Raw genomic sequence first — 24,776 nt, 5'->3', positions numbered from 1 at the left:
GGGCATACCGGTCATGGCGCGATCTTCCGGTGACCCGCAACGAGGGACACGAAATGAATGTAGCTGAACTGACCGGCCTCGCGCTCGACTACTGGGTCGCGCGCAGCTTGCCGGATTTCGTGCGCGAGATCTATTTCACGGACAGCGGCGAGACGGTTGCCGTGCGCGGCAACGATCGCGGGCGCCCCTGGGACGGCCGCTTCATGCCCACCGACTCGTGGGAAGCGGCGGGCGTGGTGCTCGATCGCTCCAGACGCGTCGAACTGCGCGAAGGCGACCCCGCATCATGTGTGGCCGAGTTCGAGGGCGAGCCTCGCGTGGTCGAGGCCCGCGGAGAGACGACGCGCGAGGCATTGCTGCGGGCGTTCGTGGCGAGCCGCTTTGGCGAGACTGTCGGGGAGATGCTGCGCCAGCCTCAAACGCTGATCGGTTCGGGCATGGAGCCCGTGGCGGAGCCTAGTGCCATTGGCGATGTGGAGGATTTGCCGCGTCCTGACGCACAGATCGGCGACATTGGGGCTGCGCCGCGTTAGATTGCCCTAGATCACCTTAAGTCGCCTTCGATCGGTAAGACGAGGGCAGGGGACTCGGCTATCGGCGCTAAAAAGACAAAGGGCCTTTCCTTTCGGAAAGGCCCTTCGATTGGTGGCGCGGCTGGCAGGATTCGAACCCACGACCCCTTGGTTCGTAGCCAAGTACTCTATCCAACTGAGCTACAGCCGCACGCAAAAGCGGTACAACACGCGGTACAACACGATACTGCCTGAAACCCTTCCCGAACAGCAAGTGGGAAACGCTTCGAATAAGTGGCGCGGCTGGCAGGATTCGAACCCACGACCCCTTGGTTCGTAGCCAAGTACTCTATCCAACTGAGCTACAGCCGCACGCAGAAGTGAGATTATAGCAAAGGTTCAAAAAAAGGGAAGACCCTTATCGCGATTTGTCCTGGGCCGAGGTTCGTGTACGCTGGCGGTATCCGGTCAGTCAGGTCGGCTGCGAGGCAGCAAATCAGCGAGCCAGCGCATGCACAGCAACACGCACAGCAGTGATCCATCATGAACAAGGCTTTTGTCAAAGAATCGACCGATAGCGACGACGACGATCTCGAAACCGGTTACCCCGAGATTCCCGCCGGCACGAAGAACTACATCACGCCCGCCGGCTATGAGCGCATGCGCAGCGAACTGCTCCATCTGATCGACGAGGAGCGGCCCGAAGTGGTCAAGCTGGTCTCGTGGGCGGCCTCGAATGGCGACCGCTCCGAAAACGGGGACTACATCTACGGCAAGCGTCGCCTGCGCGAAATCGACCGCCGCATCCGCTTCCTCACGAAGCGGCTGGATCTCGCTGAAGTCGTGGACAGCAGCCGGCAGGAGAGTGTCGATCAGGTGTTTTTCGGCGCCACCGTCGAGTACGGTACGCAGGACGGCGAGGCGCATACCATCACGATCGTCGGCATCGACGAAGTCGATCTCGACCGAGGTCACGTAAGCTGGATCTCGCCCGTCGCGCGCGCGCTCCTGAAAGCGAAGATCGGCGATCAGGTCACGCTGCATACCCCTGCGGGGCCGGAGCCCATCGACGTGCTCGACGTGCGCTACCCGCCGCCCGGCGCGTGAGCAGCAAGCCGCGGTAGAAATGAAAAAAGGCACCCGAGGGTGCCTTTTCAGCTGCAGTGTGCCGGCCGAAACGGCCAGCCGTGTGCTGCTTAGAAGCGGTGACGCATACCAACCGTCACAGCAACCTGGTCTTGACGGGTCGATGCCGAGCCGAGACCGTTCAGGTACGCACCGATGTTCTGCGGGTTCGACGACACGTGCTGCCAGTCGCCTTGCAGGTAGACGTCGGTGCGCTTCGAGAGTGCGTAGTCCGACTGCAGTGCGACCGTGTTGTAGTTCGGGTTCTCGCCGCCGCCGAAGTTGCCACGGGTGTACGTGTACGCGCCAGCCAGGCTGAGAGCCGGGGTCAGAGCGTAACGGATATTGCCTTCGAAGTTCTGGAAGCGCGCGCTGGTGGCGTTGAAGGCAAGGCCGTTGGACCTGCCCGACTGCGCCGCCGAGATGCCGACTGCGTTGCTCAGGTTCGTTTGCGTGTACACGAAGCCAGCCGTCGCCGGGCCGAACGTGTAGTTCACGCCGCCGCCGAACGTGCGCTGACGGCCTGCTGCGAACGTGAAGTCACCGGCCTGCGCGCCCGAGAACGAGCTCGAGTTCATTTGCAGGTTGTTGATGTCGTTGTTCGTTTGCAGGTAGCCTGCAGCAACGTTCAGGCCGCCCCAGCTGTACTTGGCGCCGAAGCTGTATGCACGGTTGTTCGCGAAGCTGGTGCTGTTCGAGAACGAGTACGTGCCGCCGAACTTGAAGCCAGCGTAGTCGATGCTCGAGTACTTGACCGTGTTGTTGAAACGGACCGAGTTGTTCAGGTTGTCGTTATCGAACGGGTGAGCGGCAATCGTGCCACCGTATTGCGTGCCGGTGTTCGACAGCGGTGCGAGGTAGTCGACCACGGAGTCATACTGACGACCGAGGGTGACCGCACCGAACTGGTTGCTAGCCAGACCCACGAAAGCCTGACGGCCGAACATGCGGCTCGACTGGCCCAGCGTGCCGTTCTGGATGTTGAAGCCATTTTCCAACGTGAAGATGGCCTTCAGACCGCCACCGAGGTCTTCAGAGCCGCGCAGGCCCCAACGGCTGCCGTTGACCGTGCCGCTCGTCGCCTTCCAGAGGCTGTGACCACCGGCGTTGTTTGCGTAGGTGATGCCTGCGTCGACCAGGCCGTACAGCGTAACGCTGCTTTGCGCGTGTGCAGCCGTTGCAAAAACGCCCGACAGGGCAGCGACCATGAGAGTCTTTTTCATCTTTGTAAACTCCGAGAACAGAGATGGGTTTCGTTGAACCCCGTTTGGGAAACCGTCCACGCGAAGCGCAGCGAGAGGCAAGTTCGCATGGGACGAATTAATCCGTCAGAGACAATCTGTCCGAGACAGTCCGTCCGAGACAGTCCGTCCGAGACAGTCCGTCCGAGACAGTCCGTCCGAGACAGTCCGTCCGAGACAGTCCGTCCGAGACAGTCCGTCCGAGACAGTCCGTCCGAGACAGTCCGTCCGAGACAGTCCGTCCGAGCCAATCCGTCCGAGTCGGTTTCCAGACAGGCAGAGTGTAGAGAGGGTGCTCGAAGACCGGGGATTCCGATTTACGCAATAATGTATTGCGATATTGGAAATGATTATCTGGCGCGCCTCAAGCCCCGCTGGATAAGGGGTTTCGGCGGATTTCGGGTTGGGCGTGTGCGACTGTCAACCGCATGAGCGTTGTGCTACCGCGACAACAATCGACCGCGAAAAACAAGCGAACGTCCCGTTTTCTCGATTATTGCGTTCGAGGTAACACATGGTTGTGCCCCGCGCGCTTAATCGTCGGACGTGTGTCCAGCTATACTGCAACTGCTGCTTTCCGAAGCAGACTTTTTCGTTGACGAAAAAGATCTCCAAACCTTTGTCGGCGCGGCCTTTCAAGCCGCGCTTTTTTTTGCCTCCATCAACCGCGCACGCGCCACGCACCCTTATCTAGCCTTCACTTCGGGCGGCTCTGGCTGCATGCTCCAGTCTTCCATCACGTAGTGCCTCGCGTCCATAGGGGAACACAGCAGGTTGTGCCAATGGTCCCCGTGCCATGCGCCATAGGTCTCGGCTTCCTCCGCCGTCGGCGTAATCCCCTCGGTTTGTACGAGCCAATGAATCCATTGCCGCAGAGTCGTCAGCATGATGAGTCTCCGATGCCGATCATAATGAGCATCATGAATTGAATGTATTACTCGAACAACCGGGAGAAACACTTACGTTTGACACGAATGGTTACATTTCGGCAAATTTTTCCGGTGCCAATGACTTGGTCGAGATAATAGGGTGATAATGACCTGCGTCATGTTCATTTGGATCGCATACGTTTTCCTCGAGACGCTTTGATCCGAACCGCTTTATCTTTGAAACGGGAATCCTGTTATAAAAAATTCGCTTGACTGGCGAAAGGCGTTCCCCGTATAACGGCAAGGCTGATTTTCGTTCCCCTTCAATTGCAGGTCGTGGATTTGCTCGACGCAGAGGATTGCGGAAGTTGGCTAGTGTATTACGGCGCGAGGTTAATGCCCGCGTCATTAAATCTCGAGGGAAACTGAAACATGGAAACCGGTATTGTCAAATGGTTCAACGATGCAAAGGGCTTTGGCTTCATCACGTCTGACGCCGGCGGCGACGATCTGTTCGCGCACTTCTCGGAAATCCGTGCCGACGGCTTCAAGTCGTTGAAGGAGAACCAGCGTGTGTCGTTCGACGTCAAGGTCGGTCCGAAGGGAAAGCAGGCCGCGAACATCCAGCCGCTCTAACGAAAGTGCGGGCGCTCGTCGTGTGCGCGCCGCTGAAGCATCGAGCCCCGGGAAAATACCTGGGGTTTTTTGTTTTTGACATATTGATATTTTGATGAAAGTGAGTTTCTGTTATTTACAGCGGCGCATTTAATCGGGAAAACCCTGGGGCCGTCCGTATTCCCTGCTTCTGGTTACCGCGAAAACGTGAAGGGTTGAGCCGGCCGTGCCGCGAGTCGTAGCCGCACCGCGTCCAAACGGTGCATACTTTGCTCCTTATTCATTTTGTGCTGCCGTTTCACCATGTTTGAATGTTCCTTGAGCGCCGCCCCCGCTGCTGGCGAACTGCCTCTCGTTTTCGTGGATCTGGAAACGACAGGCGGCTCGGTAGGCGAGCATCGAATTACCGAGGTTGGCGTCGTCGAGGTGGCGCAGGGGCAGGTGACACGATGGAGCACGCTCGTCGATCCCGGTCAGCCTATCCCGCCCTTCATTCAACAACTCACCGGCATTACGGATCAGATGGTGCGCGGTGCACCGGTCTTCGCCGACATTGCCGCGAAACTTCACGAGCGCCTCTCGGGCAAGCTCTTCGTCGCGCACAACGCGGCCTTCGACCGAGGATTTCTGCGCGCCGAGTTCGAGCGCGCCGGCTATTCCTTCAACCCCGACGTGCTCTGCACCGTACGCCTCTCCCGGGCGCTGTTCCCGGGCGAGAAACGCCATGGTCTCGATGCGCTGGTCGAGCGCCATGCGCTCGTGCCCTCGGACCGTCATCGCGCACTGGCTGATGCCGACCTTCTCTGGCAGTTCTGGCAGCGCCTGCCCGGGCTGGTCGGCGCCGAGGTGCTGGCGGCGCAGATCGAGCGCACGACGCGCCGTCATGTGCTGGCCGGCGATATCACCGACGACCTCATCGATACGGCGCCTGCAGGCCACGGGGTTTATGCGTTCTATGGCGAAAACGATGTGCCGCTGTACGTAGGACGCAGCGTACGGGTGCGTCAGCGTGTGCGTGCACATCTCAGCGGCGAGCGGCGCTCCTCGCGCGAACAGCGGATGGCGCAGCAGGTGCGCAGGGTGGAATGGCGTCCGACCGGCGGCGAGCTCGGCGCGTTGCTCGTCGAGGCGCAATGGATCGCATCGCTCAAGCCCGCTTTCAACCGCGTGCCGCGCGTGTCGAGGCGCGATCCGGCCAACCTCGGCGCAGCGCCCTGGCCGTTTGTCGGCGCCGTGCTCGTGCAGGAACAGGACACGACTAACGGCGCGGATGTTTACCACCTGATCGACCGGTGGTGCTATGTAGGCGCGTTTCCGACTGCGGCCGCGGCAAGGTCGCAGGTGGAACAGGGCGTCGAGCCGGAGTTCGAGCTTTCGACGTGGCGCATTCTGCAGAGCCGCTTCGAGCGCGGCCTGCGCGTGCAGGTGCTGCAACTTTCGGAAGCGGATGGCCTCGCAAGCCAGGTTTAGCGCCGGCGGTTTTCCGCTAGCGAATCGCGATCACGCCATACCGCCTACGCCGCCCGATTCGCAGACATGGCCTAGCGCCTGATTCATTGCTTTCGCGTGCGCGGAATCGTATCGCGTGAGTTCCTTCCAGCTCTCGACCGAACGCGCGACGCGTGCCGGGCAATCCGGCGCGCCGCGCAGCGGCTGCACGCGCGCGAGCGCACCGATCAGCCTCCCGGTGAGCTGGTCGAGTTGCGGTCGCGTGACCGTGGCGAGATCCGGGGCTGGGTTGGCTGGCGCCTGAGACGCTCGCCAGGTATCGAACAGTGACTTCTGCACGAGCGTACTGGCGTCGATCTGATCGCGGAAGAACACGCGAGCAAACGCCGGATCGACGCCGGCAACCGCCGCGCGCTTTTGCACGTCGGCGAGCAAGGCGTCTTCACGCGGTGTATCGGTGATCGGCTTCTGATGCTGCCACTTCCACTGCGCGACCGGCTCGGCCAGTGCGAGACGCTGCGAAACGAGTGCGACGAGGTTGGTGAGGGCCGTGTCGTCGCTGTCAGCTCGCGCGGAGGCGATCGGCAGGGCGAACAGCAACGCAGCAGCGCAATGCGCGCTTGCGCGGGTGAGGGAGATCATCGAGTGAAAGAAAGACGCCGGCAATGAAAAGCGAAGCATAGCCGGTTATGGCCTGCTTGCGCTCAACTATGCTTGCTGTGCGCGAGGCGACGAGAACTCAGCGGCGCCTACGCGAGCGAGCACGCCAACTGGATCGACCGGATAGCGCTGCCGCGCCTGGTCGCGCACGGCTCGACACGCGTCCCCTGTCACGCGTATCGACTTGCACATCAACGCCGGCTGCGCGTGATCACGCGTTGCGCGAACGTGGGCATTTCCCGTCACTTCTGTTCGTGTGCCTTACGCTGCTCGTCAAGAAACGCCCGCACATGAGCGGGCAATTCGTCGCCGAGAAACTCGACAGCCACCGGTTCCGGATCCGGGCTAAAGACTTGGTCCGGGGTCGGAATTCTTGGCGGTTTGGCGTCCATGATCTTTCTCCTGTGTAAGCCGATTATCCGACTCAGCGCTTCTCCTGCGCTAGCCCCGCTTACCGTAACAGTGCCTTTCCCGCGCGCGTGTTGCTTAATACGCACATCGATGCAATCGATTAACGGTGCAGGAATATAATGTTCAGATGTCCTTTGCACTGCAGCATGCGACCTGGATGTCTGGCCGCCGCTCTGCCGCGCAGCCAACAACACGGTTCGGTCGCACGCTGGGCGGATTGACAACCGGCCCGCGACGCCATGCCGCGCTCGCCGCGCGGCGCCGCAGCTCGTGCAAGCCCGCGGCGGAAGCGCCCGCCATGCATTTACAACGACAACGATTTATTATGCCTGGCCGTTGACATCCAAACGTTAATAAGCCCGAAACTATGTAAGCGCCTGTTTCTATCCCATTCGTTCGTTATTATTGTTTGCGCAATGTCAATTCGCCGGTGTTTAACGATCGAGCGTTCGTAAAGCGGTCTCAGTACCCCGTCTTCATGCACTTCCATAATTCGTCAGGTCGGTTCTGCCGTCGGCGCGGGAACGCGTTGCGCGTGGGCGTGATTCGCGGGCGCCGCGCGCACGTTCACCTGACCATGAATGCGCGACTGGTGCCCGTCCGCGAACATGTAGTAGGGAAACGGGTGCGCGGGCTCCGAGGCGACATCGAGGCGCGCGAGCAGTTCGGGGGCAAGCGTGAAGTCGAGTGCTCCGAGCGATTCCGCGAGCTGCGCGGCCTTGGTCGCGCCGACGATGATGCTCGCCACGCCGCGTTTCTGATATAGCCAGTTCAGCGCAACCTGCGCCATGGGACGGTTGACCTCATGCGAAACCTGCTCGAGTTCGCCGACGATGGCGAAGTTGCGCGGCGAAAGCTTGTCGAAGCCGGGCGGCGGCTTCGGCCCCACCGTCTGCAGGCGCCCCGTGCCGCTGACCCCGCCTGGACCCTGGGTGCCTTGCGCTCCCGCCTGCGACGGCCGATATTTTCCAGATAGCACGCCCATGCCGAGTGGACTCCACGGCACCAGCCCCATGCCGAGCTGTGTAGCCAGATCCGCGAATTCGTGTTCCGCGTTGCGTTCGATCAGCGAATATTCGACCTGCATCGCCGCGACGGGTTCGAAGCCGCGCCAGTCGGCGAGCGTCTGTGCGCGGCCAGCGTACCAGGCGGGCACATCGGAAAGACCCACATAGCGAATCTTGCCTGCACGCACGGCGTCGTCCATGGCGCGCATCACTTCGTCCGCCGGCGTCATGCGATCCCAGGTGTGCAGGTAATAGAGATCGATGTAGTCCGTGCCGAGACGCTTGAGCGAACCATCGAGCGCACGCAGAAGGTTCTTGCGGTGATTTCCCCCGGCGTTCGGGTTCCCCGGCTGGGCGTTGTACGTGTACTTGGTCGCGATGACGAGCCGTTCGCGCAGGCCGCGCGCCGCCGTGAAGCGGCCGACCCAGGTTTCGCTCGTACCTTCGGTATAGAGATCGGCAGTATCGATGAAATTGCCGCCCTCATCGACATAGAGGTCGAAGAGCCGCTGTGCGGCGGCTTCGTCGGCGCCCCAGCCCCATTCGGTGCCGAACGTCATGGTGCCGAGGGCGATCGGGCTGACGCGCAGGCCGGAGCGGCCGAGGAGCGTATAGCTATCGAGTTTCATGGCGGTTGCCTCAAGAGGTGAGTGGAACGCGAAGTCATCATGCGCCTTTCCTTTTTGTGGAAAAATCGGCTGCACGTGAAAGGACTGTGAAGCCAGACTTCACAATCGAGGTGCCATGAACCCACTTTCTGCCCATCTGCCAGCCATGCCGGCCGTGCCAGCTGCGTCGGGCCTGGCCGGCCGTCTTCCAGCGGTGCTTGCCGTCGCGGCCGTTGCGCGGCATGGGAGCTTCACGCGCGCCGCCTCTGCCGCGGGCCTCTCCACGTCGGCGTTATCGCAAACCGTGCGCGCGCTCGAATCGCAACTCGGTGTGAGGCTCTTCAATCGCACGACACGCCGCGTCGCGCTGACCGAGGCAGGCGTGCAGTTCCTCGCGAACATCCAGCCCGCACTCGCGCAGATCGAGGCGGCGTTCGACGCGCTCGACGCCTCGCGCGACGAACCCGCGGGTACGTTGCGCATCAACCTGCCGCGCGTGGCTAGCGAGTTGCTCGTCATGCCGCATCTCGCCGAGTTCATGGCGCGCTACCCGCAAATCAAACTCGAACTCGCCCTTGACGACGGCTTTGCCGATCTGGTCGGCGAGGGCTTCGATGCGGGCATTCGCCTTGGCGAATCGGTTGCGCCGGGCATGGTGGGAGTGCCGATCGGAGGCCCGATCCGCATTGTCGTGGTCGCTTCGCCCGACTATTTCCAACGCCACGCGCCGCCCGTCACGCCTGATGATCTGGCTGCGCACGATTGTCTTTGCTATCGCTTCGCTACAGGCGGTGTCTATCGGTGGGAGTTCGCGCGGCCGGGCGACCCCCGGCGCGTGTTCGACGTGCTCACCGAAGGCCGCTTCGTGACGAACGATCTGCGCACGATGGTGAGCGCCGCGGAGCAGGGTGCAGGTCTCCTGCATGTGATCGAGGACTACGTGCGCGCGCCGCTGGATGAAGGCCGGCTCGTGCGGGTGCTCGAGCCGTGGTGCCCATCGTTTCCCGGCTTCTATCTCTATATGGCTGGGCGTGCCCAGCTGCCGCCCAAACTGCGCGTGTTCATCGACTTCCTCCGTGAGAAGCGTGAACGCGGCTAGATTCTTGTCGGTATGCAAAGCAAAAAGCCCAGTCCGAAGACTGGGCTTTTTGCTTGAATCCTGGTGCCGGAAAGAGGAATCGAACCCCCGACCTTCGCATTACGAATGCGCTGCTCTACCGTCTGAGCTATTCCGGCGCGCATCAGAGAAGAAAAATTATAGGAAAGTGCAGCGAACTATGCAAGCCCTTTCCTCATCTTTTTATTTCTTCGCGTCCTGGTGATAGCGAGTGACGCGCTCGACCTCGTTCTTCGAGCCGAGGAACACGGCAACGCGCTCGTGCAGGCTTTGCGGCTGAATGTCGAGAATGCGCTGTGCGCCGTTGGTCGCCGCGCCGCCCGCCTGTTCGACGATGAACGACATCGGGTTTGCTTCGTACATCAGGCGCAGCTTGCCCGGCTTCGACGGATCGCGCTTGTCGGCTGGGTACATGAAGATGCCGCCGCGGTTCAGGATGCGGTGCACGTCGGCGACCATCGAGGCGATCCAGCGCATGTTGAAGTTCTCGCCGCGCGGGCCGTCCTTGCCCGCGTTCAGCTCGCCGATGTACTGCTGCACCGGCTCATACCAGTGGCGCGCATTCGAGGCGTTGATCGCGTACTCGCGCGTGTCTTCCGGAATGCGCATGTCGCTTTGCGTGAGCACCCACGAGCCCAGCTCGCGGTCGAGCGTGAAGCAGTTCACGCCGTGGCCGGTCGTGAGCACGAGTACCGTCTGCGGGCCGTAGACCGCGTAGCCGGCGGCGACCTGCTTCGTGCCGGGCTGCAGGAACGATTCCTCCGTCGCCTGCTGGCCGTCCGGGCAGCGCAGCACCGAGAAAATCGTGCCGATCGACACGTTAACGTCGATGTTCGAGGAGCCGTCGAGCGGATCGAACACGAGGAGGTATTCGCCCTTCGGATAGTTGGCCGGAATCGGGAAGAACGTTTCCATTTCCTCCGAGGCCATCGCGGCGAGGTTGCCGCCCCATTCGTTGGCGTCGAGCAGGATCTCGTTCGAGAGGATGTCGAGGTTCTTCTGGACTTCGCCCTGGACGTTCTCGCTGCCGGCCGTGCCGAGGGCGTCGCCGAGCGCGCCCTTGCTGACGTTGAAGCTGATCGCCTTGCAGGCGCGCGCGACGACTTCGATCAGCAGACGCAGGTCGGCGGGCAGATTGCGGTGCTGGCGCTGCTGCTCGATCAGGTACTTGGTGAGGGTGGTGCGACGTTGCAAAGCCATTGCGGTACTCCGGATGCGCTTGGGAATAGCGCAATTCTACCCGCTCGCCTGTGACCGCCCGCCGCACAGATCAGCAAATCTCGCGCGCGGACGTGGCGCGGCTTACCGGTGCAGGCTTTCGCCCGGTGACGGCGCGCCTCGCGCCGCCAGAAAATAATCGAAAAAATGCGCAAAAAAAACCGGCGCGAAGGCCGGTTGAGTGGTCGGTCGACTGGCTATCGCGCGGCGCCTGGAAGCGCCGCGCATTGGGTCGCATTGCGTCTGATCAGGCCAGGGCTTTTTCGACGATCTCCCGCACGTCGCGCGATTTCGCCTCGCTCGCAACCCGCTCGAGCGCCGTGCGCATCGCATCGCGCAACGCGGGCGTGAAGCGGCGCCACAATTCGAGATTGCGGGCGAGGCGCGCGGCGACCTGGGGATTGAGCGCGTCGAGCGCGATGACCTGATCGGCCCAGAACGCGTAGCCCGAGCCGTCCGCCGCGTGGAACTGAGCGGGGTTCGCGGCGCAGAAGCTGAAGATGAGCGAGCGCGCGCGGTTGGGGTTCTTGATGTTGAACGCCGGGTGGCCCATGAGCGCGCGCACGGTCTCGATGGTCGGGCGTTGCGCGGTGCCGCGCTGCGTGGCCTGCAGCGCGAACCACTTGTCGATGACGAGCGGTTCGTTCTCGAAGCGAACGTAGAAGTCTTCGAGCGCCTTGCTCGCGACATCGTCGCCGGTGGCCGCCTGCGCGTTCAGCAGCGCCGAGAGCGCCGCCGAACGGTCGGTCATGTTGTTCGCGGCCTCGTATTGGGCGGTGGCGAGGCCTACTGCTTGCGCAGTATCGTCGAGTTCCGAGAGATACGAGAGCGCGAGGTTCTTCAGCCCGCGACGGCCAGCCGCCTCGGGCGTCGGCTCGTACTTGCCCGGCGTGACGTTGCGTTCGTAGGCCGCGAGCCATTCGCGCCTGAGCGCCGTTGCCAACTGCTTGCGCACCAACTGACGGGCGGCATGCACGGCGGCCGGATCCGACTCCGTCATCTGCTCGGCGAGATAGGTTTCCGAAGGCAGCATGAGCGCCAGTTCGCGGAACGACGGCGAGAGCGATTCGTCGGTCAGCACGCGGCGGAATGCGTCGACGAGCGCGTCGGCCACCTGGAGCGGCTGATTCGCGGCGGCGCGTCCCGCGAGCGCGAGCAGCTCGCGTGTGGCGAGGCGCTGGCCCGCTTCCCAGCGGTTGAACGGATCGCTGTCGTGCGCGAGCAGGAACGCGAGTTCGTCGTTGCCGTAGTCGTAGTCGACGATGACGGGCGCCGAGAAGTTGCGCAACAGCGAGGGCAGGGGTTTGACCATCACGTCGGCGAACGTGAACGTCTGCTGCACTTCGGTCAATTCCAGCACGCGCGTCGTGCCCTGCGCCGAGGCCTCGCCTTCGAGGCGCAGCGGCAGGTCGGCGCCATCCGGGCCGATCAGGCCAATGGCGAACGGAATGTGCAGCGGGCCTTTCTGCGTCTCGCGCGCGGCGGGTGAGCCATTGGCGTAACCCTGCGCGAGCGTCACGCTGTAGCAGTGCGTGCCTTCGTCATAGCTCGTCGTCACCGAGATGCGCGGCGTGCCCGCCTGGCTATACCAGCGCTCGAACTGCGCGAGGTCGCGGCCGTTGGCGTCGGCCATCGCGTGCCGGAAATCGTCGCAGGTCACGGCCTGGCCGTCGTGACGCTGGAAGTACAAATCCATGCCTTTACGGAAACCGTCGCGCCCGAGCAGCGTTTGATACATCCGCACGACTTCCGCGCCTTTTTCGTAGACGGTCATCGTGTAGAAGTTGTTGATCTCGACGTAGTTTTCGGGTCGCACCGGGTGCGCCATCGGGCCCGCGTCTTCGGCGAACTGCATCTGGCGCAGCACGCGCACGTCCTCGATGCGCTTGGTCGCGCGCGCTGCCTCGTTTTCGTCGCCGCCCGACATCGCCGCCGAGAACTCCTGATCGCGGAACACCGTGAGGCCTTCTTTCAGGCTCAGTTGGAACCAGTCGCGGCAGGTCACGCGGTTGCCGGTCCAGTTGTGGAAGTACTCGTGGCCGACCACGGCCTCGATGTTCGCGAAGTCCACGTCGGTGGCCGTTTCCGGATTCGCGAGCACGTACTTCGTATTGAAGATGTTGAGCCCCTTGTTCTCCATCGCGCCCATGTTGAAGTCGCTCACGGCGACGATCATGAAGCGGTCGAGATCGAGTTCGAGGCCGAAGCGCTGCTCGTCCCAGCGGATCGAGTGGATGAGCGAGTCCATCGCGTGGCGCGTCTTGTCGAGATCGTGCGGCTCGACCCACACCTGCAGCAGCTTTTCCTTGCCCGAGCCGCTCTTGATGCGCTCTTCCAGCGCCACGAGCTTGCCCGCCACGAGCGCGAACAGGTAGCTGGGCTTGCGGAACGGGTCTTCCCATCTGGCATAGTGGCGGCCGTCGGACAGATCGCCTTGCGCGATCAGGTTGCCGTTCGAGAGCAGTACCGGGTAGGAGGTCTTGTCGGCGCGCAGCGTGACCGTGTAGGTCGCCATCACATCGGGGCGATCGAGAAACCAGGTGATGCGGCGAAAGCCCTCGGCCTCGCACTGCGTGAAGAAGTTGCCGCCCGACACGTACAGCCCCGAGAGCGTCGTGTTGGCGGCCGGGTCGCACGCACCGGTGAGCGTGAGTTCGAAGGCGTCGGGCACGTTCTCGACGGTGAGGCCGTGCTCGTGCACGCGTACGTTCGCGTACGGCTTGCCGTCGATGGCCGCGCCGATGAATTCGAGCTGCTCGCCCATCAGTTCGAGATGCGCGCTGGTGTTGCCTGCGCGACTTGCATCGGGATTGCGCCGCACGCGCAACGTGCTCTTGACGATGGTGCGCTCGGGCACGAGGTCGAATTCGAGGTCGACGGTATCGATCAGAAACGCGGGCGGCGCGTAGTCTTCGCGGCGGATCACGGAGGGCGTGGCGGTATCGGACATAGTCTGGACAGGGCGGGTCGGATCGGGTGGATCGGGTGGCCGACAGCGTCGGCGCCCGGCGCGCTTCGCCTGCCCTTGCGGGACGGCGCAAACGCGGCGGTTCGCCCCATTGTACAAAGGCTCAGGCCGCTTTGTCCGTCAGCGCCTGGGAGCCGCCCGCAGGCGGACGGCCCGGCAGCCGAACTTTCGCACGGCGGCGCGAGTCAGTATGATCGGGCCCTGCTGGATGGCTCGCGGACCGCGCGATAACGCCCGACCGGCCCGGGATTGTTCGAGGAGCGGTCCCGGAATAAACACGCAAGCCATAACGTATCGGAGAGGGCGGCCCCACGACTGCACTCTTCCAACTGACGCAACACTGCTACGAGAAGACCATGATGCATGACCGATGGACCCGCCGCGCGCTCCTGATGCTGGCGGCGCTCGCTCTCACGCTGTCCGGGTGCACGACTTACGTGACGAGCCAGGTGACCGCTTTCTCCGCATGGGACGGCGGCAGCGATGCCATGCGTACCTTCGCGTTCAAACGCAGCCCCGAGCAGAATCAGAGCATCGAGCAGAGCACCTACGAGCAGTTCGTCGCCAACGGGCTGGCGATGCACGCGTTCCGCCTGGTGGCCGAGCCGCAGGCGCACTATCTGGTGGCCCTGGCCTATGGCAGCCGCACGGACACGGTCACGGTCGCGCAGCCCGTGTTCTACAACCCCTGGCCGGGCCCGTACTGGGGGCCATGGAACCCATGGGGCGCCTGGGGACCGTATCAGCCCACCTATGTGAACCAGACGTATCCGGTGTATTCGCATGCGCTCGGCATTCGCATCACCGACAGAGCGAGCGGCAAGGAGGTCTACAACGTGACGGCGCGCACCTCCGGCGACGACCCCTCGCTCGTGCGCGCGATGCCTTTTCTCGTGCAGAGCGCGCTGGGGAATTTCCCGCTGACGAACGGCACGGTGACGGAGGTCAAGATTCCGGTTGGCAAGGGCGGCGGCACGCCAAACGAGACCGGTGCGGCGCCGACGGATGCGGGCCACGGCAATTCGGCCGCCCCGCAGGCGGCCCCGGCGAAATAGGCCCATTCAGGCACGTTCGCCGCGCTTGCAGTGCGAAAAGACGCGCCGGACCTCGTGTCCGGCGCGTCTTTTTTATGGTTCGCGAAAGAGTGTCAGAGGCCCGTGCCGTCACGGCTGTGCACGCGCTGGCCCGCCGCATAGGTCTCGAACACGGCACGATCGTCGCCGAGCAGGGCGAATGCGAACAGCAGCTCTTCCAGCGATTCGGCGCGCGCGGTGCGCCGCGCGAGCAGCGGAGTGGCCCGCGGATCGAGCACGACGAAGTCCGCTTCGCTTTGCGGCGCAAGCGTGCCGATGCGGTCGGCGAGATCGAGTGCGTGCGCCGCGCCCGCCGTCGCGAGCCAGAACATGCGCGTGGCCGTGAGGTGATGACCGCCCATGCGCGCGACCTTGTGGGCCTCGTTCATCGTCTGCAGCATCGAGAACGAGGTGCCGCCGCCCACGTCGGTGGCGAGCGTCACGGGCATCGACGCTGCGCCCGCCTTGTCGAAGTCGAACAGGCCGCTGCCGAGGAACAGGTTCGAGGTCGGGCAGTGCGCGGCAACCGCGCCCGTTTGCGCCATGCGCCGGCGGTCTTCGTCGTCGAGCCAGATGCAGTGGCCGTACACGGCGCGGCGGCGCAACAGTCCGTAGTGGTCGTACACGTCGAGATAGCTGCGATGGCCGGGGAAGAGTTCCTTGACCCACTTCACTTCGTCCGGGTTCTCGGCCACGTGGCTCTGGATGAATACGTCGGCGTGCGCTTTCGCCAGCGCGCCGCACGCCTCCAGCTGCGCTTCGGTGGAAGTGGGCGCGAAGCGCGGCGTGAGCGCGTACATCTGACGCCCGCGGTTGTGCCAGCGGCCGATCAGCTCCGCGCTGTCGTCGTAGCCCGTTTGCGGCGTGTCGCGCAGGAATTCGGGGCAGTGACGGTCCATCAGCACCTTGCCCGCGACCATGCGCAGGTTCTTCGCCTCGCTCGCGGTGAAAAGCGCATCGGCCGATTGCTTGTGCACGGTGCAATACACGAGCGCCGTCGTCGTGCCGCAGGCGAGCAGTTCGTCGACGAAGAAGCGCGCCGTCTCCTTTGCCACGGCTTCGTTTCCGAAGCCGCGCTCGGTCGGGAACGTATAGGTGTTCAGCCACGGCAGCAGCCCAGGTGCCGGCGAGGCGATCATGTCCGTCTGCGGATAGTGGATGTGCGTGTCGATGAAGCCCGGCACGATCAGCTTGTCGCGCAGGTCGTGGACCGTCGCGCGTTCGTTCACGCGCGACTTCAGCGCGGACCACGAGCCCGAGGCGACCACGTGGCCGTCTTCGACGATCACGACGCCGTCCTCGTCATAGACGGCGGCGTCGGACGATTGCGCAGGGTCGCCGGTGAACGTCAACTGTTTTGCGCGGTAAGCCGATTGAGTCATGTGAACTTCGTCTCCGATATCCAATAAACAGTTAGTTATCCAGTGCTTGCTCCGGTCCCCACGCGCCGATGCGGAAAACGCAGCGCGAGACGGCCCGCGATCCGGCGCTCGCGCGCCGGGCCGGAGGGGTGTTGCAGCCCGGGCTGGGGCTTGTCGTGCGAATCGAGCTGCGTCCTAGCTGGCCGTGCGGCTCCAGTTCGCGTCGAGCTTCGCGATCAGCGCGGCGCGCTCATCGGGCGTCACGAACGACGCTTCGAAGCCGTTGCGCAGGATCGTGTACACCTCGTTGTCGTCGAGCTTGAGCGCTTCGATGATCGCGCGGTAGTTTTCGTTGACGTAGCCGCCGAAGTAGGCCGGGTCGTCGGAGTTGACGGTCACCGCCACGCCCTTGTCGAGCAGTTGCTTGAGCGTGTGCTGCGTCATGTCGTCGAACACGCAGAGCTTGGTGTTCGAGAGCGGGCATACGGTGAGCGCCACGCGCGTGTCCGCGAGACGCGTGACGAGCGCGGGGTCTTCGATGCTGCGCACGCCGTGATCGACGCGGTCGACCTTGAGCAGATCGAGCGCTTCGTAGATGTAGGAGGGCGGGCCTTCCTCGCCCGCGTGCGCGACGAGCTTCAGGCCCATCGCTCGCGCCTTCTCGAACACGCGCTCGAACTTCGAAGGCGGATGGCCGCGCTCGGAGGAGTCCAGACCCACCCCGATCAGGCGCGCGTAGCGCGAGAACAGCGGGCGCGCGGCTTCGAAGGTGGCGAGCGCATCGGCTTCGCTCAAATGGCGCAGGAAGCACAGGATGAGCTTGCTCGAGAGGCCGCGTTTTTCGGCGTCGGCGAGCGCGCGGTCGATGCCGGCCACCACCGTCTCGATCGGCACGCCGCGCTCGGTATGCGTTTGCGGATCGAAGAAGATTTCTGCGTGCACGACGTGGTCGGCCAGTGCGCGCTCGCAGTAGGCCATTGTCATGTCGTAGAAGTCCTGCTCTGCGAGCAGCACGCTCGCGCCGGCGTAGTAGATGTCGAGGAACGACTGCAGGTCGGTGAACGCATAGGCGGCGCGCAGCGCGTCGATCGAGTCGTACGCGAGCTTCACGTTGTTGCGCTGGGCGAGCGCGAAGATCAGCTCGGGTTCGAGCGAGCCTTCGATATGGATATGCAGCTCGGCCTTGGGCGCGTTGGCGGACTTTTCGATGAGCGCCTGTGTATGTGCGACGGCGTTCGCAGTAGTCGTGATCGTCATGGTCGGTTCGATTGGGCTTATGGGGTCTTCACTGTTTGACTTCACGCGGAATGGGTTGCAGCGGCCTGCGTCGCGCTCGCCGGTTTCGCCGCCTCGATCGCCTGCAGCAGTTGCGCGGCGGCCGAGATCGCGATCACTTCAGGCGACTTGTCGACGATACCGTCGACGCCGAGCGGGCAATGCATGCGCGCGATCTGCATGGGGTCGATGCCGCGCGCGGCGAGCCGGTGCTCGAACTGCTTGCGCTTCGTGTGCGAGCCGATCATGCCGAAGAACAGGAAATCGCCGCGGCGCAAGATGCGCTCGGCCAGATCGAGGTCGCGCGAATGATCGTGCGTCATCACGATGAAGCTCGTGCCGGGCGGTGCGGTGTCCACGGCTTCGTCGGGCGCGTCGTTGGCGTCGATCGCCACGTTGGGCGCGTTGAGCAGCGCGAACGCCTCGGGCGTCGGAAACGCGGCGTCGCGCTCGTCGACCCACAGCACGCGGCAGGGCAGCGTGCCGAGCACGCGCGCGAGTGCCGCGCCCACGTGGCCCGCGCCGAACAGCACCACGGGAAAGTCGTTCGGCGCGATGGTCTCGGTGAGCAGCATCGTGCTGCCCGTTTCCCAAAGCAGGCAGTCGGGCGCTTCCACGCCCGCTTCAGGCTCGGAAAGCATCGGCGGATCGGCTGCGGTGCCCTCGGCCTCCGGGGTCCCGTTGCGCGAGGAGCGAAATGATACGCTACGCACGGTCGATGTGCCTGCCGCGAGGCGCCGCGCGAGCGTGGCGAGCCAACCGAGATCGGCCACGTCGAGCCGCTCGAACGCAAGCACCACGGCGCCGCCGCAGCACTGTCCCAGGCTCGGCCCCAACGCGAGGCGCTCGAGACGCCGCGCGTGCGCCGTGCGCATGCCGTCGCGCAGCACCTGGCGTGCGATCTCGATGGCCTTCCATTCGAGGTGGCCGCCGCCTATCGTGTGGCGGGCCGCTTCGCGCGTGACGATCATCTTCGTGCCGGCCTCGCGCGGCGCCGATCCTTCGGTGCGCGCGACGGTGACCAGCACGGCGGCGTCGCCGTGCGCGAGCAGTTGCTGCAGATCGGAAAGCCAGGCTTGCATCTGGCGGTTCTCCCTTCGGGGCGGCACGTCGTTGCCTGTGCCGCCGGTTGATCTTCGTGGCCTCGCGCGGGTGGCGCTTCGCGGTTGGAGTGAGCGAAGCGCCGCCAGGTTCGCGCGCTTAGTTCATGTTTCGGCTGCTCTCCCGGAGCGTGTCGATCGCATCGAGGATCGCTTCGGGCGTCGCGGGCGCGCGCAGCGGCGCGGCCTCGCGCGCTTCGGGCACCGCCGCGCCCACGGCGTCGCGAATCGCGAGGAACACCGAGAACGGCAACAGCAGCGGCGGTTCGCCTACGGCTTTCGAGCGAAACACGGTCGGCTCCGCGTTGTCGTTGCCGCCGTTGCGATAGAGCCGCACGTTGAACGCCTCCGGCGTGTCGCTCACCGCCGGAATCTTGTACGTGGACGGCGCGTGCGTCATGAGCCGCCCGTCGCCATTCCACCAGAGCTCTTCGGTCGTGAGCCAGCCCATCCCCTGAATGAATGCGCCTTCCACCTGGCCGAGATCGATGGCCGGATTGATCGACTGGCCGGCATCGTGCAGCACGTCGGCGCGCACGAGCTTCCATTCTCCCGTGAGCGTGTCGACGACGACTTCGGACACCGCCGCGCCATACGCGAAGTAGTAGAACGGATGGCCGGTGAGCGTGCGCGCGTCCCAGTGCACCTTGGGCGTGGCGTAGAAGCCGTCGGACCACAGTTGCACGCGCTTCATGTAAGCGACTTCGACGAATTCGCCAAAGGCGATGGCGCTGCCGTTCGCCCGCACGACGCCGTTCTCGAATGTCACCGCCTCGGCTGCGCCGCCGTACTGGGCGGCAGCGAGGGCAGCGAGGCGCGCGCGGATGGCAAGGGCGGCGTCTTCGGCCGCCTTGCCGTTGAGGTCGCTGCCGGTGGAGGCAGCCGTTGCCGACGTGTTGGCCACTTTCGACGTATCGGCTGCGCTCACGCGCACGCGCGCGAGCGGCAAACCGAACGTGCCCGCCACGACTTGAGCGACCTTGGTGTTGAGCCCCTGGCCCATTTCGGTGCCGCCGTGGTTCACGAGCACCGAGCCGTCGCGGTACACGTGGACGAGCGCGCCGGCCTGATTCAGATGCGGCACGTTGAACGAGATGCCGAACTTGACCGGCGTGAGCGCGATGCCGCGCTTGAGCACGGGGCTCGCGCGGTTGTACTCGGCGATCGTTGCGCGCCGCTCGCGATAGCGGCTCGACGCGAGCAACTCGTCGGTGAGCGGCGCGAGCACGTTGTCCTCGACGCACTGGCCATACGGCGTGACGTCGCGCTCGCCGATGCCGTAGTAATTCGCGCGCCGCACGTCGAGCGGATCACGGCCGAGCGTCTTCGCGATCTCGTCGAGCATCACCTCCATCACGAGTGCGCCTTGCGGGCCGCCGAAGCCGCGAAAAGCGGTATTCGACTGCGTATTCGTCTTGCAGCAGAGCGCGATGATTTCGACGTCCGAAACATAGTAGGCGTTGTCGAAGTGGCAGAGCGCGCGCGTGGCGACCGCGCCCGAAAGATCGGCGGAATAGCCCGCGCGCAGCGCGATCTCGACGCGCGCGCCGAGCAGCCGTCCTTCGTCGTCGTAGCCGGCTTCGTACGCGTAGAGCGCGTCGTGACGCTTGCCGGTGATCATGAAGTCGTCGTCGCGATCCGCGCGCAGCTTCACCGGGCGCTGCAGCTTGTGCGCCGCGAGCGCGGCGACACAGGCGAACAGCGCCGACTGGGATTCCTTGCCGCCGAAACCGCCGCCCATGCGCCGGCATTCGCAGCTCACGCGGTGCGCGGGCCAGCCGAGCAGATGCGCGACTACCTGCTGCATCTCGCTCGGGTGCTGCGTCGAGCTGTAGACGAGCATGCCCGTCTGCTCCTGCGGCAGCGCATAGGCCACCTGGCCTTCGAGATAGAACTGCTCCTGGCCGCCCACGGTGAAACTGCCCGCAAGGCGATGCGGCGCCGCGGCGATGCGCTCGACGGGCGATCCACGCACGAGACGCAGTGGCGGCAGCACGTAATGCTGGCGCCTTCGCGCTTCGTCGATGGTGAGCACCGGCCCCAGCGGCTCGTAGCGCACGACGTCCTCGCTCGCCGCGAGTGCCGCGGCGCGGCGTGCGAGTTCGTGGCTCGTGGCGATCACGGCGAACACGGGCTGGCCGAGGTACTGCACCAGCTCGCCGGCCAGCACCGGGTCGTCGTGCACGACCGGCCCGCAGTCGTTGGTGCCGGGGATGTCGGCCGCAGTGAGGACCGCGAGCACGCCCGGCGACGAACGCACGCGCTCGAGATCCAGCGCGACGATGCGCGCATGGGCGTGGCGCGAGAGGCCGAGCGCCGCATGCACGGTGCCGTGCAGTTCGGGGATGTCGTCGGTGTAGCGCGCTTCGCCGCTGACGTGCGCTTCGGCAGATTCGTGCGGCAGCGGCGCGCCGAGCGCGCGTTCGGGGGCGGGCTCCTGGATGTGCGCATTGCCGTGCTGCGGGGGCATGACGAGCGGTTCGGCCTGGTCGTTCATGGCTTGGCTCCCGCGGCTACCGTTTCGCCGTCGTCGGCGAAGGCGAACGCGAATGCGTCGACGTCGCGTAGCGCGAGCGGCGCATCGTCGCGCGTTTCGAGCCAGCAGCGCCACAGCAGATTGCGCGCGACCTTCAGGCGATACGCGCTGCTCGCGCGCATATCCGTGAGCGGCCGATAGTCGGAGGCGAGCGCTTCCATCGCGCGCTGCGCGCCGTGTTCGTCCCAGCGTGCGCCGGTGAGGAGCGCCTCGGCGTGCGCGGCGCGCTGCGGGATCGCGGCCATGCCGCCGTAGGCGATGCGCGCGTTCGCGATCGTGCCGTCGTCGCGCACGTCGAGCGCAAACGCCGCGCATACGGCCGAAATGTCCTGGTCGTAGCGCTTCGCGATCTTGTAGGTGCGAAAGCGCAGCGTCGGCGAGGGGCGCGGCACGCGGATCGACTCGACGAACTCGCCGGCTTCGAGCGCGTTCTTTTGATAGCCCGTGTAGAAAGCCGCAAGCGGCAGCGCGCGCACGCGCGCCGCGCGGCGCAACACGAGCGTGGCGTCGAGCGCGAGCAATGCGGGCATCGAATCGCCGATTGGCGAACCGTTCGCGACGTTGCCGCCCAGCGTGCCCGCGTTGCGGATGGGCAGCGAGGCGAAGCGCGCCCACAGTTCCGCCAGTTCGGGGTAATCGATGGCGAGCGCCGCCCAGGCTTCTTCGAGCGGGACCGCCGCGCCTATCGTGAGCGTCTGCGCGTCGCGAGCGATCGCCCTCAGCTCCGCGACGTTGCCGGTGTAGATGAGTTCGCCCAGATCGCGGAACTGCTTGGTGACCCACAGGCCGACGTCGGTGCCGCCAGCGAGCACGCGCGCCTCGGGGTGCGAGGCGCGCAGGGTCGCGAAGGCTTCGAGCGTGCGCGGTGCGTAGAACGTGCTTTCGCCGTGCGCGGCGCCTCGCACATCCGGGCCGCGATACTCGAACGTGCCAGAGCGCTGCAACGCGCGCAGTTGCGCTTCGACGCTCCCGCGATCGAGCGCCACGCGCGGATAGCAGGTTTCATCGAACATGCGCAGGGCGGCTTCGATGATCGGGCGGTAGCCGGTGCAGCGGCACAGATTGCCGGAGACCGCCTGGTCGATTTCGTCGCGGCCCGGCAGGGCCGCCCCGGCGGGCTGGTTCTCATAGAGCGCCCACAAGGACATCACGAAGCCCGGCGTGCAGAAGCCGCACTGCGAACCGTGGCAATCGACCATCGCCTGCTGGACGGGGTGTAGCGCGCCGTCCGGCTGGCGCAGGTCTTCCACGGTATAGAGCGCCTGGCCATCGAGCGTAGGCAGGAACTGGATGCAGGCGTTGACGGCCTTGAGCGCGAGACGGCCTTCGCCATCGAGTTCGCCGACGACGACGGTGCAGGCGCCGCAGTCGCCTTCCGCGCAGCCTTCCTTGGTGCCGCACGCACGCAGGTCCTCGCGCAGGTGCTGGAGCACCGTGCGGGTGGGAGGCAGATCGTGCACTTCGTGCACGGTGCCTCGGTGGAGGAAGCGGATGGTTTGCGTTGTCATGGTGAACCCGGGGACATTGCGGATCAGGCGCGCGTTACGGGAGGGGCGCGCCAAAGCCGGCCTCGCGCACGTAGATCGCCATCCAGTTCCGAAGATAGCACTGCTCGTGTCGCGAAAGTATTTCCGCCGCGAGATGGGGGTTATGCGGCCTGGGTCATGACGATGCGCCGCTGCGCCTCGCTCAGCGTGCCGCATGGCGCGGCATTCGTGCGTGGACGGTCCTGGCCGTGCCGATGACGTGCGCAAACCGGGGCAGCTGCGCAGGGTGGCGCGCAAGTCGCCCCGAACGGGACACGCCGTCCGCAGGACGGGCGGCGGATGAGGCGGGGAGGGGCGCTAAGCTGGGGCGAAGGCGCGGGCGGCAGAGACAAGCGGCAGCCCGCGCCGCGAGTCGTTCAGCGGCGGATGCCGGGCCACGACACCTGGCGGCGGCGGTTACGCCAGAGGCTGTGAATCACCGCGAGGAACGCGATCGCGAACGCGATCAGCGACCACACGGGCACGGTCAGGCCCAGCGTCGGCGGGTAAGTCGTTTCGCAGAGGCCCTGCACCTTGAATACGCCCGGCAGCCAGTGCGCGAACGGCAGCCCGTCGACGATGGGCTGCAGGGTATCGAAGCCGCAGCTAAAGCTCGGGAACGCCTGCACCCAGACGAGCCGCGCGGCCGCGAGCACGCCGCCGAACGCTGAGAGCGCCACGAGCGCTTCGAGCACGCGCACGCCGCGCCAGCTCGTCATGCGCGCGCCGAAGAACGCGAACACCGCGATCAGAATCAGGAAGTAGCGTCCCAGGATACACAGCGGGCAGGGGTCCTGGTGCTCGACATACTGGAAGTACAAGGCGCCGCCCAGCAGCGCGAGGCAGATCACGCCAAGGAGGACCAGGAGGCGGCGCTCGCGGCGCAACAGCGCATTATCGTCGTTCATGTGACTCGTTCGTTCGGTTGTTTGGCGCAGTGCCAGGGCGGCTGCGACGGCGTGACGGGATTCTAGCGCGAAGGTCGCGCGCGGCGTGGGACGCGTCCTTGCGCGCGCGCAGGGGTTGGCTGTGCCGCTCATGCGCACATCAGCGCAGCGGCGCGAGCACCGCCTCGACGCCACGGCCGATCGCGAGCAGCGCATCGTCGGCCCCGGGCGCGGCGGCGAGCATCAGCCCGACGGGCGCCGCGCCGTAGTGGTGGCAAGGCAGCGAGAGCGCGCAGGCATCGAGGAAGTTGAACGCGCTCGGGTTGCGCAGCACGAGGGCGTTGGTGCGCGCGAAGACGTCGTCGTCGGCGACGAGCGGGGCGACGGGCGGCGGCGCGATCGGCACGGTCGGCGCGATCACGGCGTCGAAGCGCGACCAGAGCGTGGCCTGAGCCTCTTCCATCACGGCCGCGCGCGCGGCGATGAGGTCCAGGTAATCGGCGGCGGTGGCCGCCTCGCCCTTCAGGATGCGCACGAGCACGCGCGGGTCGTACCGGTCGCGATGCTTCGCAATCAGCTCGCGGTGCCACGCATAGGCTTCCATCGGCGAAAAGCCGATCCGGTTGATGTCGGCGAGGCGCTCGAAGGCGGCGAAGCGGACCTCGCTCACGATCGCGCCCGCGGCGTCGAGGTGCTTGAGCGCCGTATCGATGGTCTCGGCGACCTCGGGGTCGATGCCGTCCGTCACGTAGTTGGTCAGCACGCCGAGGCGCACGCCTTCGAGGTGGCGCGCGGCCGGCACGTGAGGCTCGAGCCCGGCGAGCACGCGGTCCACGAGCGCGCAGCACGCCACGGTGTTGCCGATCGGGCCGAACGAGTCGAGCGTGGGCGAGAGCGGCACGGCGCCTCGTTTCGGGATGCGTGCGGCGGTGGGCTTGAAGCCCGTGAGGCCGCAGAACGCGGCCGGAATGCGGATGGAGCCGCCCGTGTCGGTGCCCAGCGCGATGGCGGCCATGCCGTCCGCGACCGAGGCCGCGGCGCCCGAGGACGAGCCGCCCGCCACGCGCGCGTCGCCCGGCACGCCTCGGTGGTAGGGCGAGAGCGGTGTGCCGTAGTGCGGATTCAAACCGAGCCCCGAGAACGCGAACTCGCTCATGTTGGTGCGCCCGACGAGCACCGCGCCCGCGCGGCGCAGGCGCGCGACGGCGGCGGCGTCCG

General features: G+C 65.2%; 20 protein-coding genes and 3 tRNA genes. 6 read left to right on the top strand and 17 right to left on the bottom strand.

The features are described from left to right. The first annotated feature begins 53 nt into the window (after positions 1 to 53). Positions 54 to 533, top strand: coding sequence for a phage protein NinX family protein (locus tag BMI01S_RS10655; protein ID WP_028211654.1), 480 nt, complete (start codon positions 54 to 56; stop codon positions 531 to 533). Between the two features lie 113 nt (positions 534 to 646). On the opposite strand, the gene BMI01S_RS10650 is transcribed toward BMI01S_RS10655, so the two are convergent. Together BMI01S_RS10650 and BMI01S_RS10645 are read right to left on the bottom strand one after the other, a co-directional pair. Further along, positions 647 to 723, bottom strand: a tRNA-Arg gene (locus tag BMI01S_RS10650). A gap of 84 nt (positions 724 to 807) precedes the next feature. Then, positions 808 to 884, bottom strand: a tRNA-Arg gene (locus tag BMI01S_RS10645). Positions 885 to 1,055: 171 nt separating this feature from the next. Here BMI01S_RS10645 and greB point away from each other — a divergent pair. Then, on the top strand, positions 1,056 to 1,619 hold the full coding sequence (gene greB / locus BMI01S_RS10640) for a transcription elongation factor GreB (RefSeq protein WP_028211655.1): 564 nt from the start codon (positions 1,056 to 1,058) through the stop codon (positions 1,617 to 1,619). 89 nt (positions 1,620 to 1,708) lie between these two features. Here the strand turns inward: greB and BMI01S_RS10635 are convergent, their stop codons facing one another. Both BMI01S_RS10635 and BMI01S_RS10630 read right to left on the bottom strand, forming a co-directional pair. Beyond that, the gene (locus tag BMI01S_RS10635; RefSeq protein ID WP_028211656.1) at positions 1,709 to 2,860 is read right to left on the bottom strand and encodes a porin; all 1,152 of its coding nucleotides are present in this window, start codon (positions 2,858 to 2,860) and stop codon (positions 1,709 to 1,711) included. Between the two features lie 704 nt (positions 2,861 to 3,564). Next, entirely contained in the window at positions 3,565 to 3,765 is a 201-nt protein-coding gene (locus BMI01S_RS10630) for a hypothetical protein (RefSeq protein WP_042289142.1), read from the bottom strand. Between the two features lie 414 nt (positions 3,766 to 4,179). On the opposite strand from BMI01S_RS10630, the gene BMI01S_RS10625 reads away from it, so the two are divergent. Then, positions 4,180 to 4,383, top strand: coding sequence for a cold-shock protein (locus tag BMI01S_RS10625; RefSeq protein ID WP_028205165.1), 204 nt, complete (start codon positions 4,180 to 4,182; stop codon positions 4,381 to 4,383). Between the two features lie 297 nt (positions 4,384 to 4,680). Then, entirely contained in the window at positions 4,681 to 5,832 is a 1,152-nt protein-coding gene (locus BMI01S_RS10620; RefSeq protein ID WP_028211657.1) for an exonuclease domain-containing protein, read from the top strand. 30 nt (positions 5,833 to 5,862) lie between these two features. Here the strand turns inward: BMI01S_RS10620 and BMI01S_RS10615 are convergent, their stop codons facing one another. From BMI01S_RS10615 to BMI01S_RS10605, 3 genes are all read right to left on the bottom strand, one after another. After that, positions 5,863 to 6,453, bottom strand: coding sequence for a chorismate mutase (locus BMI01S_RS10615; RefSeq protein WP_028211658.1), 591 nt, complete (start codon positions 6,451 to 6,453; stop codon positions 5,863 to 5,865). Between the two features lie 260 nt (positions 6,454 to 6,713). Then, entirely contained in the window at positions 6,714 to 6,863 is a 150-nt protein-coding gene (locus tag BMI01S_RS41895) for a hypothetical protein (protein WP_027795377.1), read from the bottom strand. Between the two features lie 515 nt (positions 6,864 to 7,378). After that, complete coding sequence (locus BMI01S_RS10605; protein WP_028211659.1) at positions 7,379 to 8,518, bottom strand: aldo/keto reductase; 1,140 nt, start codon at positions 8,516 to 8,518, stop codon at positions 7,379 to 7,381. A gap of 115 nt (positions 8,519 to 8,633) precedes the next feature. Between BMI01S_RS10605 and BMI01S_RS10600 the strand changes: the two genes are divergently transcribed. Beyond that, positions 8,634 to 9,596, top strand: a complete 963-nt coding sequence (locus tag BMI01S_RS10600) for a LysR family transcriptional regulator (RefSeq protein ID WP_238327772.1) — start codon at positions 8,634 to 8,636, stop codon at positions 9,594 to 9,596. Positions 9,597 to 9,657: 61 nt separating this feature from the next. On the opposite strand, the gene BMI01S_RS10595 is transcribed toward BMI01S_RS10600, so the two are convergent. The 3 genes from BMI01S_RS10595 to pepN form a co-directional block, all read right to left on the bottom strand. Next, positions 9,658 to 9,733, bottom strand: a tRNA-Thr gene (locus BMI01S_RS10595). Positions 9,734 to 9,797: 64 nt separating this feature from the next. Beyond that, a complete protein-coding gene (locus tag BMI01S_RS10590) occupies positions 9,798 to 10,814 on the bottom strand; it encodes a class 1 fructose-bisphosphatase (protein WP_028211661.1) in 1,017 nt (338 codons plus the stop codon). A gap of 265 nt (positions 10,815 to 11,079) precedes the next feature. Further along, positions 11,080 to 13,782: an aminopeptidase N gene (gene pepN, locus BMI01S_RS10585; protein WP_028211662.1), complete on the bottom strand. Its 2,703-nt coding sequence runs from the start codon at positions 13,780 to 13,782 to the stop codon at positions 11,080 to 11,082. 374 nt (positions 13,783 to 14,156) lie between these two features. Between pepN and BMI01S_RS10580 the strand changes: the two genes are divergently transcribed. Then, positions 14,157 to 14,855 carry a DUF4136 domain-containing protein gene (locus BMI01S_RS10580; protein WP_028211663.1) on the top strand — a complete coding sequence of 233 codons (699 nt, stop codon included), beginning with the start codon at positions 14,157 to 14,159 and terminating at the stop codon, positions 14,853 to 14,855. A gap of 92 nt (positions 14,856 to 14,947) precedes the next feature. On the opposite strand, the gene guaD is transcribed toward BMI01S_RS10580, so the two are convergent. From guaD to BMI01S_RS10545, 7 genes are all read right to left on the bottom strand, one after another. Further along, on the bottom strand, positions 14,948 to 16,255 hold the full coding sequence (guaD, locus tag BMI01S_RS10575) for a guanine deaminase (protein ID WP_028211664.1): 1,308 nt from the start codon (positions 16,253 to 16,255) through the stop codon (positions 14,948 to 14,950). Between the two features lie 174 nt (positions 16,256 to 16,429). After that, positions 16,430 to 17,491 (bottom strand): adenosine deaminase, encoded by a 1,062-nt coding sequence (locus tag BMI01S_RS10570; RefSeq protein WP_036018801.1) that lies wholly within the window; start codon positions 17,489 to 17,491, stop codon positions 16,430 to 16,432. Positions 17,492 to 17,532: 41 nt separating this feature from the next. Next, positions 17,533 to 18,591, bottom strand: a complete 1,059-nt coding sequence (gene xdhC / locus BMI01S_RS10565) for a xanthine dehydrogenase accessory protein XdhC (protein WP_028211666.1) — start codon at positions 18,589 to 18,591, stop codon at positions 17,533 to 17,535. 118 nt (positions 18,592 to 18,709) lie between these two features. Further along, a complete protein-coding gene (gene xdhB, locus BMI01S_RS10560; RefSeq protein ID WP_036018803.1) occupies positions 18,710 to 21,106 on the bottom strand; it encodes a xanthine dehydrogenase molybdopterin binding subunit in 2,397 nt (798 codons plus the stop codon). Next, complete coding sequence (xdhA, locus tag BMI01S_RS10555; protein WP_028211667.1) at positions 21,103 to 22,653, bottom strand: xanthine dehydrogenase small subunit; 1,551 nt, start codon at positions 22,651 to 22,653, stop codon at positions 21,103 to 21,105. The genes xdhB and xdhA overlap by 4 nt, the downstream gene beginning before the upstream one ends. Before the next feature lie 395 nt (positions 22,654 to 23,048). Further along, positions 23,049 to 23,579, bottom strand: coding sequence for a disulfide bond formation protein B (locus BMI01S_RS10550; RefSeq protein WP_028211668.1), 531 nt, complete (start codon positions 23,577 to 23,579; stop codon positions 23,049 to 23,051). A 139-nt stretch (positions 23,580 to 23,718) separates the two neighbouring features. Continuing rightward, on the bottom strand, positions 23,719 to 24,776 hold a 1,058-nt coding region (locus BMI01S_RS10545; protein ID WP_042289129.1), incomplete at its 5' end, for an amidase.

Source organism: Paraburkholderia mimosarum LMG 23256 = NBRC 106338 (assembly GCF_000739815.1).
In the GTDB taxonomy this organism is placed as follows: domain Bacteria; phylum Pseudomonadota; class Gammaproteobacteria; order Burkholderiales; family Burkholderiaceae; genus Paraburkholderia; species Paraburkholderia mimosarum.
This window is presented reverse-complemented; position numbering and strand designations above follow the sequence as displayed.

What these genes read in the sequence shown, in the direction of transcription:
- BMI01S_RS10655 (WP_028211654.1), top strand. Translation starts at nt 54, where the DNA reads ATGAATGTAGCTGAACTGACCGGCCTCGCGCTCGACTACTGGGTCGCG.
- greB (WP_028211655.1), top strand. Translation starts at nt 1,056, where the DNA reads ATGAACAAGGCTTTTGTCAAAGAATCGACCGATAGCGACGACGACGAT.
- BMI01S_RS10635 (WP_028211656.1), bottom strand. Translation starts at nt 2,860, where the DNA reads ATGAAAAAGACTCTCATGGTCGCTGCCCTGTCGGGCGTTTTTGCAACG.
- BMI01S_RS10630 (WP_042289142.1), bottom strand. Translation starts at nt 3,765, where the DNA reads ATGCTGACGACTCTGCGGCAATGGATTCATTGGCTCGTACAAACCGAG.
- BMI01S_RS10625 (WP_028205165.1), top strand. Translation starts at nt 4,180, where the DNA reads ATGGAAACCGGTATTGTCAAATGGTTCAACGATGCAAAGGGCTTTGGC.
- BMI01S_RS10615 (WP_028211658.1), bottom strand. Translation starts at nt 6,453, where the DNA reads ATGATCTCCCTCACCCGCGCAAGCGCGCATTGCGCTGCTGCGTTGCTG.
- BMI01S_RS41895 (WP_027795377.1), bottom strand. Translation starts at nt 6,863, where the DNA reads ATGGACGCCAAACCGCCAAGAATTCCGACCCCGGACCAAGTCTTTAGC.
- BMI01S_RS10605 (WP_028211659.1), bottom strand. Translation starts at nt 8,518, where the DNA reads ATGAAACTCGATAGCTATACGCTCCTCGGCCGCTCCGGCCTGCGCGTC.
- BMI01S_RS10600 (WP_238327772.1), top strand. Translation starts at nt 8,634, where the DNA reads ATGAACCCACTTTCTGCCCATCTGCCAGCCATGCCGGCCGTGCCAGCT.
- BMI01S_RS10590 (WP_028211661.1), bottom strand. Translation starts at nt 10,814, where the DNA reads ATGGCTTTGCAACGTCGCACCACCCTCACCAAGTACCTGATCGAGCAG.
- pepN (WP_028211662.1), bottom strand. Translation starts at nt 13,782, where the DNA reads ATGTCCGATACCGCCACGCCCTCCGTGATCCGCCGCGAAGACTACGCG.
- BMI01S_RS10580 (WP_028211663.1), top strand. Translation starts at nt 14,157, where the DNA reads ATGATGCATGACCGATGGACCCGCCGCGCGCTCCTGATGCTGGCGGCG.
- guaD (WP_028211664.1), bottom strand. Translation starts at nt 16,255, where the DNA reads ATGACTCAATCGGCTTACCGCGCAAAACAGTTGACGTTCACCGGCGAC.
- BMI01S_RS10570 (WP_036018801.1), bottom strand. Translation starts at nt 17,491, where the DNA reads ATGACGATCACGACTACTGCGAACGCCGTCGCACATACACAGGCGCTC.
- xdhC (WP_028211666.1), bottom strand. Translation starts at nt 18,591, where the DNA reads ATGCAAGCCTGGCTTTCCGATCTGCAGCAACTGCTCGCGCACGGCGAC.
- xdhB (WP_036018803.1), bottom strand. Translation starts at nt 21,106, where the DNA reads ATGAACGACCAGGCCGAACCGCTCGTCATGCCCCCGCAGCACGGCAAT.
- xdhA (WP_028211667.1), bottom strand. Translation starts at nt 22,653, where the DNA reads ATGACAACGCAAACCATCCGCTTCCTCCACCGAGGCACCGTGCACGAA.
- BMI01S_RS10550 (WP_028211668.1), bottom strand. Translation starts at nt 23,579, where the DNA reads ATGAACGACGATAATGCGCTGTTGCGCCGCGAGCGCCGCCTCCTGGTC.